Origin of the sequence: Goekera deserti (assembly GCF_010685995.1) — a bacterium.
Taxonomy (GTDB): domain Bacteria; phylum Actinomycetota; class Actinomycetes; order Mycobacteriales; family Geodermatophilaceae; genus Goekera; species Goekera deserti.
In genome coordinates, this window is record NZ_JAAGWK010000020.1 from 40,679 (window position 1) to 53,261 (window position 12,583).

Consider the following 12,583-nt stretch of genomic DNA (forward strand, 5'->3'; position numbering starts at 1 on the left):
CGCCACCGGGCCACGACCGATGGTGTCCAGGTGACCGCCCCCCTGTGGCGGCAGCCCGCTGCGGCTGCTGTCACCGCCTCGACAGCCGTGCTGCTCACGGCTGCCGTCACCACGCCCTTCCGCGGGGTGCAGTGGGACTCCCTGGTCACCGCGCTGGCCCTCACCCACGCCTCGGTGCTGATGGTGCTCGCGGTCCGCCGGCTGCCCCGGTCCGAGCGCCGGCCGTGGGCCTACGCCCTGCTGGCGGTCGCGGCGGCCACCCTGCAGCTGCTGTCCACCAACCTGCCCGCGCAGGACCTGTTCTCCGTGGCCAACGCGGTGCTGTTCGTGCCCTCCGGTGGTGGCGCGATCGCCTGCTGCTGGGCCCTGTCCCGCGCCGCGGGCCGCGCGGGGGTCACCCCGTCGGTCTTCGGCGCGGACTCGGTCTACGTCGTCGCCTCGGTGTTCACCCTCGCCTACGCCCTGCTCGTCGAGCCCCTGCAGACGACCCGTGCGGTCACCGGCACGGAGACCGCGACCCTCGTCGGCTACTGCGTCTACGCCGCGATGTCGATCGGCTACGCGGCCGTGGTGGTCACCCGGGTCTCGCCCCGGCTGCGGGCCGCAGCCACGGTGCTGCTCGGCGCGATGGTGTTCACCGCCGTCTCGGCCAGCGCGTTCGTGCTGATGGAGCTGCTCGACCCGCGCGTGTGGATGACCGTCTCGAACCTGGCCCTGCTGGTGGCCGGGTACCTCGTCGTCGTCGCGGTGCGCATGGCCGGCCGGCCGGACCGGACCACCCCCCGGGACGACGACGGCGCCGGCACCGCCCTGCGCGTGCTCCAGGTCGCGCTGCTGGCCCCGGCGGTGGCCCTGCTCAGCACGCTGCTGCGCGGCACCCCGATCAGCACCACGCTGGTGGTGCTCCTCTTCCTGCTGTTCCTGTGCAGCGCGCTCGGCATCGGCGCGTTCGTCTACCGGATGGCGGGGCTGGACCGGCAGCTGACCCGCACCCAGCAGGACCTGCTGAGCCTGATCGACGGCAGCAGCGACCCGATCGTCGTGCTCGACCGGGAGCTGCGGGTGGTGGCCTGCTCCCCGGTCGTGGCCGGCGTGCTCCGGCTGGGCGACGGCCCGGTCCTGGGCACCCGGCTGCCCGACCTGTTCGTCGCCGAGGACCGCGACCTGCTGCGCGCTGCCCTGCAGCCGGGCGGGCTCCGGGGACAGGGCGGGACACAGGGTGCCGGTCCGGAGCTGGTCCGCCTGGACGGCGGCCGTGACGGTGTGCGCGACCTGGAGGTCGTCTGCTCGGGCACGGTGGAGGACCAGCTCGTGGTGCGGATCGACGACGTCACCGACCGGCGCGAGCAGCTGCGCTCGCTGGCGCGGATGGCCTACACCGACCACCTGACCGGCCTGCCCAACCGCGCGGCGTTCGAGGACGCCGGCGCTGCCTGGGCCGCCGAGCACGCGGACGCACCGGCCGGTGTCCTGGTGGTCGACCTGGACGGCTTCAAGGCCGTCAACGACACCGCCGGGCACGAGGCGGGCGACCTGCTGCTGGTCGAGGTCGGCCGCCGGCTGCGCCGCGTGGTCCGCGACGAGGACGTCGTGGCCCGCCTGGGCGGGGACGAGTTCGCGCTGCTGGTCCGGGGCCTGCCGGACGAGGTCGACGACGTCGCCCGCCGGCTCCTCACGTCCGTCTCCCTGCCCTACGCGACCGTCGGCGGGGACTTCCCCGTCGGGGCGAGCATCGGGGTGAGCTCGCTGGGCCCGGCCGGTGCCCAGGCTGCCGTCCGGGAGGCCGACGAGGCGCTGCGCTCGGCGAAGGAGCTCGGCAAGGGCTGCGTGCGCCGGCACACCCCGGCGGTCGTCGAGCAGTCCCGGCGCACCACCGTGCTCTCCCGCGATCTGGTGCCGGCCCTGCGCGCCGGCCGGCTGCGGGTCGGGTACCGGCCGGTCACCGCACCGGGCACGGGACGGGTCACCGCGCTCGAGCTGACCCCGACCTGGGACCACCCGGCCCTGGGCCCGGTCGCCGACGACGTGGTGCGGGCCCTGGCCCACCGCCACGGCGTCACCGCCGAGGTGCAGCGCTGGCTGGTCGGTCAGGCCCTGGAGGAGGCCGGCCCGCTGCTGCGCGGCCTGGACGTCGCACTCGCCGCCTCCGTGGCCGCCGACGAGCGCCTCCCGCAGGGGCGGGCCGCCCACTGGCTCGCCCGGATCGACGGCGCCGGCCTGCGGACCGACCAGATCGTGCTGCTGGTGAGCGAGGAGGTGCTGGCCACCGCCGGGGAGGACGTCGTCGCCGTGGTCTCGGCGCTGCAGGCGGCCGGCGTGCGACTCTGCGTCGCCGACCACGGCCTGGGCCGGACCCTGGTCGCCCAGCAGGCCCAGCTGCCCTTCGACGCCGTCCGGGTCGACCTCGGCGGGCTCGGCCGGGTGGACGCCGACCACGTCGCCCGGGCGGTGCGCTCGTGCGCTGCCGCCGCCGGGGCGTACGGCACGGACGTGGTGCTCGCCGGCGTCACGACCGCGGAGCAGTACGCCCTCGCCTGCGACCTGGACGTCGCCGGGGTGACCGGCCAGTTCGTGCACCAGGCGGTACCGGTCGCCGCGCTGCCGGCGCTGCTCGGCATCGACGGCCCGGGCGCTGCCGCCGCCGACCCCTCCGGTCCCGCCGAGCTGGCCGGCAGCGCGTCATGACCGCCGTCACGCCCGCGGCCGGCGGCGGCCGCACCGACGCGCCCGGCGACCAGGCCCGCCCCGCAGGGGTGAGGGTGCGGTCCGCCGCGCTCCAGGGCAGTCCCGGGCGGGCCGACCAGGGAGAGGTGAGCTCCCCACCCGTGTCAGTGCCGGCACCGGTCCCGGTGGGGCCGGCGCGGCCGGCGGCGACCGGGCGTCGGACCCGGGGCGACCTCGTCGTCGCCGGCCTGCTCACCGCCGTCGCCGTCCTGGTGCTGGTCGGGTTCGCCGCCCCCGGGCTCCGGCCGCCGGCGCTGGGCCCGGTGCTCGTGGTGCTCGCGTCAGTGGCCGCCGTGGTGCTCTGGCGCTCGGTCGCCGGCGGCCGTGCCCAGCGTGGCTGGCGGCTGGTCGCGGCGGGCGTGGTGCTCAGCACCGCCGGCGTCGTGATCGGCACCGACGTCGACGGCCCCGGCTCCAGCACGCTGCTCGGCCTGCCCGGCCAGGTCGTCTCCCTGCTCGGCGTGGTGTGCATGATGGACCGCGCCGCCTGGCGCGAGCGGCGGCTGCAGCTGTGCATCGCGCTGGCCCTGTTCGTCGACGCCGCAGTGCTCACCGGCTACGGCCTCTACTCCGCCCTCGGCGTCTGGGACCGGGTCGCCGGCGCGCAGGCCACGGCCGGGCTCGTCGTCACGCTGCTGGTCGGCGGGCTCCGGCCCGGTGTCGCGCTGCTGCTGTGCCTGACCGTCCCGCGGGGGAAGCGACGGATGGCACTGCTGCTGATGGTGGCCGAGGCGACCTCCAGCCTGGGGTGGCTGCTCGTCAACATGGCCGACGGCGTGCTGGTGGCCGGCCTGCCGCTGCCGACCGCGCCGTCGCTGCCCGCCGCCGCCTTCGCCGTCAGCATCGCGCTGTTCCTGCTCAGCCAGCGGCTGGACCGCTCCTCCCGGCCACCGGACCCCGACCAGCGGTGGTCGCTGTCCGGCTCGGTCGTCGCGGTCCTGCCGCACCTCACCGCCTGGATGGGCGGCAGCGTCCTGCTGCTGGACGCCGCCCGCTCGCAGCAGGTGACCGGCCCGGCCTTCGCCCTGGGCATCACCGGCCTGGGCCTGATCGCCGTCCACCAGCTCGTCGTCGACGCCCAGCAGCAGCGGCTCACCGCGCAGCTGGCCCGCAGCGAGGCCTACTTCCGCACGCTGGCCCGCACCAGCGCCTCCCCCATCCTCATCGTCGACGACGAGCTCCGGGTCAGCTGGTCCTCCCCGAGCCTGGTCGACCTGCTCGGTGAGGGCGCCGGTGAGCTCGTCGGCCACCGGGTCACCAACGGCGTGCACCGGGACGACCTCCCGACGGTCTACGCGGCGCTGTCCGCCCGCCAGCCCGCCGGCAGTGCCGAGACCCGATCGCGGACCGCGCGGGTGCGGCACAGCGACGGGAGCTGGCGGCTGATCGAGATCACCGCGCGGGACCTGCGCGAGGACGCCGACGTCGGTGCGATGGTGCTGTACCTGCGCGAGGTGGCCGGCGCCCGCACCGTGGACCTGCCGCAGACCTCCCTGGAGTACGCCGACCAGGAGACCGGTCTGCCCAGCCGCCCCGCCCTGGTGCAGCGGCTGACCGGGCTGCTGCGCGAGCTGCGGCCCGGCACCGAGCCGGTCACGCTCGTGACCCTCGCGGTGTCCGGTCTGGACGGTGCCCGGGTGCTCGGCCCGGACGCCGAGACCGACCTGCGGCGCCAGGTCGTCACCACCCTGGCGCGCGGGCTGCGCAGTCACGACTGGCTGGCCCAGCGCTCCCCCGACTCGTTCTCCGTGCTGGTCGGCGGCTCGGTCTCCGACGCCGAGACCCTGGCCCAGCGGCTGGTCGACGCGGTGGTCTCGGTGCCCTCGGGTGCTGCCCGGCTGACCGCGGTCGCCGGCGTGCTCCCGCTGGGACGTGGTGCCGGCACCGACGGCGAGTCACTGGACGCCGGCGAGGCACTGCGCCGGGCCGACCTGGCCCTGGCCGGCGCGCGGGAGACCGGGCCCGGCTCGGTGCGCCGCTACGACGACGCCCTGCGGGCTGCGCAGGGGCGCCGCGACCAGCTGCGCACCGACCTCGCCGGTGCCCTGGCCCGGGGCGAGCTGCGCATGGTCTACCAGCCCGTCGTCGACCTCGCGCTGCACGCGCCGGCCGGCGTGGAGGCGCTCATGCGGTGGCAGCACCCCGAGTTCGGGGCGGTGTCCCCGGCCGACTTCATCCCGCTGGCCGAGGAGTCCGGGCTGATCGTCGACCTGGGCCGCTGGGCGCTGGTGCAGGCCTGCACCGCGACCGGGCAGCTGGCCGCCGACGAGCTGTACGTGGCCGTGAACGTCTCGGCCCGGCACGTGCTCAGCGGCCAGGTCGTGGACGACGTGGTGTCGGCCCTGGCGAGCAGCGGCCTGCGCCCCGACCGGCTGGTCCTGGAGATCACCGAGTCGGTGCTGCTGGACGAGCTGCACATCACCGACGACCTGGAGGCGCTGCGCCAGCTGGGCGTCCGCATCGCGGTGGACGACTTCGGCACCGGCTGGTCCTCGCTGGCCCGCCTGGTGAGCCTGCCGATCGACGTGCTCAAGATGGACCGCGCCTTCCTCACCGACCTGGAGACCGACCCGCAGCGCCGCTCGCTGTGCCGCTCGGTGCTGCAGCTGGGCTCCAGCCTGGGCCTGGCCGTGATCGTCGAGGGCGTGGAGCGGACGGCTGAGCTGCAGCTGCTGCAGGACATGGGGCACCGCTTCGTGCAGGGCTTCCTGCTCGCCCGGCCGATGGAGCTGGCCCAGCTCACCGACCGGCTGGCCGACCACGACTGGACGACGGCACTCGTGAGGAGCGACCGATGACGCTGCCCGAGCGCCTGCCGGTGCGCCCGCTGCTGGTCAACACCGTGCTCACGGTGCTGGCCATGAGCGTGGCGCTGCACCTGGACGCCACCCACGACCGCAACCGGGACGACCTGGTGCTGGCGCTGTCCGCGGTGCACGTCAGCTGGCTGGTCGTGCGGCTGCTGCGCGGCACGGACCGCGCGGCCGCCCGGCCCTGGCGCTGGCTCCTGGTCGCAGCGACCCTGCTGGCCCTGGCCTGCCTGGGCACCGGCAGCGGCATGACCCGCGAGCTCGGCACCCTCGGCGTGCCGGACCTGCTGCTGATCGGGGCGGCCGTGTGTCCGCTGGTCACCTGCGTGCTGCTCGCCGCGGCCACCGGCCGCACCGCCGGCCGGCTGGTGCTGGCGCTGGACGGCGCCGTCCTGCTCGGCACCGTGCTGGTCATCGGGGAGGTGCACGTGCTCACCCCGGCGCTGCGACCCGAGGCCGTCACCGATGCGCTGGCGCCGCTCGTCGTGGTCTACGGCTGCTACGCGGCGGTGGCCATCGGGCTGCCCAGCGCAGTGCTCATCGCCACCCGGGTCGAGCTGCGTGCCGCGGCGTCGCTGCTCACGCTGATGGTGGCGCTGCAGGGCGTGGCCGGCATCTCGCTGGCGATGAGCGTGGACGAGTCCTCACCCACCTGGGAGCTGACCGCGAACCTCACCCTGTCGCTGAGCATGCTGGTCGGCGTCGCCGCGGTCGCTGTCGCGCCCCGGTCGCTGCCCCCACGCGGGCAGCACCAGCACCTCGCGGTGGGCCGGCTGGAACTGACGGTCACCGTGCTCGCCCTCGCCGGGCTACCGGTCGACGTCGTCGTCATGCGGCTGCAGGGACAGACCCTGTCCACGACGGCGACGGTCGGCACCGCGGTCGTGATGCTGCTGCTCGTGCTGCGCACGGCCGGTCGGATCGTGCACGGCCAGCGACTCAGCCGTGACCTGGTGGCCACCGAGGAGGACGTGCGCGACCTCGTCGAGGCCAGCTCGGACGGCGTCGTGATCATCGACGGTGACCTGGCCCTGGTGTCGGTCTCCCCCGTGGCCCGCGCCGTGCTCGGGCTGCCCCCCGGCCCGCTGCCGGCCGCCGGTTTCCCGTCGCTGGTGCACGAGGAGGACCGCGCGCTGGTCCAGCTGCAGCTCTGCGCCGCGCTGGTGCCCGAGGCCGGGCCGCTGCTGTTCCGGGTGCAGCTGGCCGGGGGGGTGCGCGAGGTGGAGACCACCATCACCGAGCGGCTGCACAGCCCGCGCCGGGTGCTGCACCTGCGGGACGTCACCGACCGGCTCAGCCGCGAGCGCGAGCTCGAGCAGCTCGCGTTCACCGACCACCTGACCCAGCTGCCCAACCGGGCGATGCTGTTCCGGGAGCTGTCGCGGGACGCCGGCGACGGGGCCCGCTCGCTGCTGGTGGTCGACCTGGACGGCTTCAAGGCCGTCAACGACGTCGCCGGCCACGAGGCCGGTGACCACCTGCTGATCGAGGTCGGCCGGCGGTTGCGCAACGTCGTGCGGGACGGCGACCTGGTGGCGCGCCTGGGCGGGGACGAGTTCGCGGTGCTGGTGGCCGGCGGCCTGGCCGAGGCGATCGACATCGCGCAGCGGGTCGTGGTCACCCTGACCCACCCGCACCGCACCGGCGGGTGGGCCTTCGGCGTCGGTGCCAGCGTGGGGGCCAGCACGATGCTGCCCGGCGGCGGGCAGCTGGCCTTCCGGCAGGCCGACGCCGCCCTGCGCGCGGCCAAGCAGGCCGGCAAGGGCTGCCTGCGGGTGTGGACCGACGACGGCGTCACCAGCGTCGCCGCGGACTCCGACCTGGTCGCCGCCCTCGTCGACGGGCAGGTGCAGCTGCGCCTGGACGTCGACGGCGACGGCCACGGCGGCACCGCCGTCCTGCACGCCTCCCCGGTGTGGGTGCACCCGGTGGCAGGCACGCTGCCCGCCGTCGAGGTGTGGGCCGCCGCCGAGCGTCAGGGGCGGGCCACCGAGCTGAGCACCTGGCTGCTGGCCCGGGCCTGCACCGAGATCGCCGACTGGGCGCCGGGTGTGCTGCTGGCGCTGGACCTCACCGCCGCCCAGGCGCACTCCGCCGACCTCGCCGGTGACGTGCTGTCCGCGCTGTCGGTGGCCGGGCTGTCCCCGCGCCGGCTGGTGCTCGCGCTCACCGAGGAGACCGCGCTCACCGCACCCGCCTCGTTCGGCCCCGCACTGGTGCGGCTGCGCGACGCCGGGGTGCAGCTGGCGCTGGACGAGTTCGGCCTGGGTCAGACCCTGTTCGCCCACCTGGACCGGCTGCCGCTGACCGCGGTGCGGGTCGACCTGTCCGCGTTCGTCCGGCAGGGCAGGCCTGATCTGGCCCCCCAGGTGCTGGCCTCCATCGTCAGCACCGCGCACGCCTTCGGCCTGCTCGCCGTGGCCGCCGGGGTGGACGGCCCCGAGCAGCTCGCCATGGCCCGCGCCGCGGGCGTGGACGCCTTCGGCGGCCGGGCGTTCCCGCAGGGCCTGACCGTGGCGTCGGCCCGCGCCCTGATCGGGCAGCGGCTGCCGTCCCCCACGCCCTGAGCCGGGGCCGGGCCTGCGTCCCCCGGGCCCAGTCACCCACCCGGGAGGGGGACACGGCGACGGACACCACGTGAAGATCGTGTGAACGCGGTGACGGCGACGTGCCGAGCGGGCTCCGGTGGCCGACAGTGGGGCGATGCGACCTGATGCCCGGGCCTGGTTCGAGCACCGCACCACCACGGCCACCTCGATGGCCGAGATCGACGTCGAAGCCCTGCTGCTGGCCAAGCGCCGCGGGGGCCACCGGGTGAGCGTCGTGCTCCCGGCGCGCAACGAGGAGGCCACCGTCGGCACCCTCGTGGCCGACCTGGCCGACCGCTGGGTGCACGGCACGCCCCTGGTCGACGAGCTGCTGGTCATCGACTCGGACTCCACCGACCGCACCGCCGAGGTGGCCCGGGCCGCCGGCGCCGACGTGGTGGCCACCGTCGACGTGCTGCCCGGCCACGGCAACCGGCCCGGCAAGGGCGAGGCGCTGTGGAAGTCGCTGGCCGCCACCAGCGGCGACATCGTGGTGTTCCTGGACTCCGACCTGCTCGGGGAGGTCGGCCACTACGTGCCCGGGTTGCTGACCCCGCTGCTGCTCGACCCGCGGGTCGACTACGTCAAGGGCTGCTACACCCGGCCGCTGCACGTCGACGGCGTCGCGCGCCCGGCCGGTGGCGGCCGGGTCACCGAGCTCACCGCCCGCCCGCTGCTCAACGCGCTGTGGCCGGAGCTGGCCGGCTTCGTGCAGCCGCTGGGCGGGGAGTACGCCGGGCGGCGCAGCGTGCTGGAGCAGGTGCCGTTCGTCTCCGGCTACGGCGTGGAGATCGGCCTGCTCGTCGACCTGCTGCAGGAGTGCGGCCTGGCCGGTCTCGCCCAGGTCGACCTGGGCGTGCGCCGGCACTCGCACCAGACCGACGAGGCCCTGGGCCGGATGGCCGGCCAGATCGTCTCCACCGTGCTGGCCCGCGCCGAGCGCGGCCGCACCGGACGCCGCCGCCTCGACCCGGGCGGGCTGCTGACGCAGTTCAGCAACGACGGCACCGGCTTCATCCCGGTCAGCCACGCCGTCTCGGTCGACGAGCGCCCGCCGATGATCGCGGTCGCCGAGTACGCGGTCGCCCGCGGCGAGGTCGTCGAGCAGGCGTAGCCGCCGTCCTGGTGGAGGTGGCGGGCTGACGAGCCCCTGCGCGCCACGCCGCCGTGAGCTGTGGACCGGGTCGTCGCAGCCCACCCGCTCCGCCGGGCTCGTCCCCGCTCCCGCGGTGCCGTGCCCGCTCCCGCCGTGCCGTTCCCGCTCCCGCCGTGCCGTTCCCGCTCCCGCGGTGTCTCCCGCGCTCCCGCGGTGTCTCCCGCGCTCCCGCGGTGTTGCCCCTGCTCCTGCGGTGTTGCACGACCGCAGGAGCGGGTGCAGCACCGCAAGAGCCGTGCGCGCGGGCCGCGGTCGCGGCCAGCTCGTAGGCTCGGCGGTGGCAGATGGCGACGGCGACAGCAAGCGACGGCGACGGCCGCAGCCCGTGCCGTGCCGACGCGTACCGCTGGGTCCCGTTCTCTGCCACTGTGCCTCTTCCAGCGGCGCCGGCCCAGCTGCGGCAGATGAGGCGTGGACCGTCGTGGGAGGTGAGCGCACGACCGTGGCGGACGACGACTGGTGGGACTCGGTGGACACGACACCGGTCGCCCCTCCCCGGCGGGCGACGCGGCTCGGCCCGGGCGCTCTCCTCGTGCTCCTGGCCCTGTACGCGGTCGCGCTGTGGGCCGTGGTCACGGCCTACTTCATCCGCGGCAATGCGATGGTGGAGTGCGACATCGGGAACGGCTTCTTCCAGCTGCAGGTCACGAGCATCCCGCTGGTCCCCCTCGCCTTCGTCTCGGTGACGACCGGCTGGCTGGTCTGCCTGTTCGTCCCGTACCGCACCATCTCCTACGCGCTCGGCATCGCGCTCTCCCTGACCCTGCTGTGGTTCTCGGTCCGGGCGTACCTGAGCTGGACCGCGCCGCCCGCCGACTACCCCGTGTCCGGGTCCTGCTTCAACGGGTTGCCGCGCTCCTGGCCGTCGTGGCTGCCCGGCCCGAAGGCCCCCGTCGGCCCCCGGTGATGGGCTCGCGCCCCCGCAGCTGACCGGACCCGCGGGCGGCGGCACCGCGGCCGATGATCGCGCAGGTCGGCGAGCGCGCAGGTCGGCGTCCCCCGGGTCGACGGCGGCCTGGGCGAGGCCCCAGTCACCGTCCAGTGGACGGGCTGTCCAGCCCACCAGCGCGGCGTCCGCGCTGAGCACTACCCAGCCAGTCCTGGCAGTCCCGATCGTCGCCCTCAGGGACGGTGTCCCCCACGACCGGGCGTGAGCGGCCGCCACCGTCTGGCTGCACCACCGGAGACCGCGACCGCGAGGGCGGAGCGAGGTACACCGCGGGTGCCGGCCCACCGTTCCGTGCGAACAACCGGGGGACGAGCAGGAGCAGGGCGGCGCCGCTGAGCGCGACACCGACGATGCTGATGACGAACAGCGTGGAGGACCGCATCTTCACCCCTTACAGGGAGGAGCTCGCCACGGCCGTGATGGCTGCGCCACCCACGGCGGCGAAGGCAGAGCTCTCCGTGATCGTCTCGTGGTGCAACGAATGGCAGGAGCAGCGACTTCTGGCCACACCCCTGCCCGCCGGCGAGGGCCACGGCCGACCCGGAGCCGCGCGCGAGTGGGGAGGAACGATCGACCGAGCACCGACTGCACGTCGACGGCGAGGACTGGGTGGTCGCCGCACGGCCCGGTTGGCCGGGCACCTACGACTTCACCTGGGTGAGCGGTGCCCACGACCCGGCCTACGGTCTCAGCATGTCCGGCGTCGGGGAGCCCATGAGCGAGGCGCAGATGCGCACCACGATCAGCGAGTTCCTGGACGAGATCAACCCGGACACGGGGTACCTGGCCTGATCCGGCCGCCGCACGACCCGACCCGACAGTTGCCGTCCGATGAGCGGGTCAACGGCTCGCCGCTCCCTGGTCAACCGTCCCCATAGGGCACCTCGACGACCGTCCCGGCGGAGTCCGCATACCGGAGCGCGGTGGCCTGACCGTTGCCCTCGCTGTCCAGCCCGCCGGGCCACCAGGCTCCCCACCAGCCGTCAGGCGTGAGCGTCGTGTGGACGACCCGGTCACCAGGGAGGACGACGTCGACGGCGGTGACGCCTGGTGCAGCCTGGCCGACGGCGGAGCCGAACGCATCGGGGGACGGCTCCTCCCCCGGCATGGCCTGGGTGAAGGTCGAACCGTCGAGGCGGACCCCGGTCACCGGACGCGCCGACGTGTCCGGGGTGCGCCCACCGCCGCTGGCGAGCACCAGGTCGTCGGCTGCCGCGGCTCCCCGCCGGACGAGGCAGGTGGTCACCTGGGTGTCGCTCACCAACACCACATAGGACCAGCTGCCCCGTCGCTCGGCGAGCACGGGGACGGCCGGGGCGATCGCATCCCCCATGGACAGGGGGCCGAGCGCGCGGCAGTCGTCGACCACCTGCTCGGACTCGGCGGGTGACAGCGGGGCCGGCGAGACGTCGTAGTCGGCGAAGGCGGTCGGGGTGGCCCCCGGCACGAGGCTCGCCGCAGCGATGACACCGACGGCGGCCGCGATGCCGGCCAGGAACTGGCGCCGCACACCCCGACGGGGGCGCACAGTCGGCGCGCCAAGACCGGCCGCCTCCCCGACACGCGGGCGGACGGATACGCCGGCGGGCGGCTCGACGGTCCGTCCCGCGTCCTCGTCGGACCCACGGAGCTCTGCCAGGAACGCCGCAGGCAGCTGCCGCAGAGCGCCGGTGTCGACAGGATCGGCGGTGGCGAGGTCTGCGTCGAGCTGCTGGTCAGTGGTCATCGTGGCGGTCCTCCGTGGCGAGCTGGCTGAGGGCGACGCGGAGGCGGGTCCGGGCCCGGTGGAGTCGCACGCGGCTGGTGCCGGCGGTCAGTCCGAGCACCGATCCGGCCTGGGCCGGGGTCAACCCGTCCCAGGCGGTGAGCGTGATCAGCTCACGGTCGCTGTCGGACAACTGAGTCAGGGCCGCACGGACCTGCCGGCCGCGGGCCCGCGCCTCCAGGTCCTGCTCGGGCCCGGGCACGAGCGGCTGGGTGCCCAGTTCTCGTGCGAGCAAGCGCCCCAGGTGCTCGGCGCGCCGCTCCCCCCGCCCGTGGTCGGCCATCGCCCACCGGGCCGTGACGAACAGCCAGGGCAGGACGTCGTCCAGGTTGGCGGGGAGCTGGTCGCGCTTGCGCCAGGCGACCAGGAACGTCTCGGCGACGATGTCCAGCGCGTCCTCCCGGTCGGCGCAGCGGCGCAGCGCGTACCCGAGGACGGCGACGCCATGGGCCCGGTAGGCGAGCTCGAACAGCTCCTCGGGCGGACGGAGCCGTGGACCGGGCGGCGAGTCCCCGTCGAGTGCGATCACGCCTGTATACGTCCGGATCCGCCCGGCCGTTACAGCCGGGCGGTCTGGGGCGCCGTCCCGGC

8 protein-coding genes are annotated in these 12,583 nt (G+C 75.4%); 6 read left to right on the top strand and 2 right to left on the bottom strand.

Features of this window, described 5'->3' with window-relative positions:
- Positions 1–30 precede the first annotated feature (30 nt).
- The 6 genes from G1H19_RS24575 (at position 31) to G1H19_RS13940 (ending at position 11,019) form a co-directional block, all read left to right on the top strand.
- Complete coding sequence (locus G1H19_RS24575) at positions 31–2,685, top strand: diguanylate cyclase domain-containing protein (RefSeq protein ID WP_162392893.1); 2,655 nt, start codon at positions 31–33, stop codon at positions 2,683–2,685.
- Between the two features lie 140 nt (positions 2,686–2,825).
- Positions 2,826–5,522, top strand: coding sequence for a putative bifunctional diguanylate cyclase/phosphodiesterase (locus tag G1H19_RS13920; RefSeq protein ID WP_152729354.1), 2,697 nt, complete (start codon positions 2,826–2,828; stop codon positions 5,520–5,522).
- Complete coding sequence (locus G1H19_RS13925; RefSeq protein ID WP_152729352.1) at positions 5,519–8,101, top strand: EAL domain-containing protein; 2,583 nt, start codon at positions 5,519–5,521, stop codon at positions 8,099–8,101. Before G1H19_RS13920 ends, G1H19_RS13925 begins: the two co-directional genes overlap by 4 nt.
- Positions 8,102–8,237: 136 nt before the next feature.
- A complete protein-coding gene (locus G1H19_RS13930; protein WP_152729350.1) occupies positions 8,238–9,236 on the top strand; it encodes a glucosyl-3-phosphoglycerate synthase in 999 nt (332 codons plus the stop codon).
- Positions 9,237–9,720: 484 nt separating this feature from the next.
- Positions 9,721–10,185: a hypothetical protein gene (locus tag G1H19_RS13935; RefSeq protein WP_152729348.1), complete on the top strand. Its 465-nt coding sequence runs from the start codon at positions 9,721–9,723 to the stop codon at positions 10,183–10,185.
- Between the two features lie 651 nt (positions 10,186–10,836).
- The gene (locus G1H19_RS13940) at positions 10,837–11,019 is read left to right on the top strand and encodes a hypothetical protein (protein WP_152729346.1); all 183 of its coding nucleotides are present in this window, start codon (positions 10,837–10,839) and stop codon (positions 11,017–11,019) included.
- Positions 11,020–11,089: 70 nt separating this feature from the next.
- On the opposite strand, the gene G1H19_RS13945 is transcribed toward G1H19_RS13940, so the two are convergent.
- Together G1H19_RS13945 and G1H19_RS13950 are read right to left on the bottom strand one after the other, a co-directional pair.
- Entirely contained in the window at positions 11,090–11,737 is a 648-nt protein-coding gene (locus tag G1H19_RS13945; RefSeq protein WP_152729344.1) for a hypothetical protein, read from the bottom strand.
- Between the two features lie 205 nt (positions 11,738–11,942).
- Entirely contained in the window at positions 11,943–12,521 is a 579-nt protein-coding gene (locus G1H19_RS13950) for an RNA polymerase sigma factor (RefSeq protein ID WP_152729342.1), read from the bottom strand.
- Positions 12,522–12,583 lie beyond the last annotated feature (62 nt).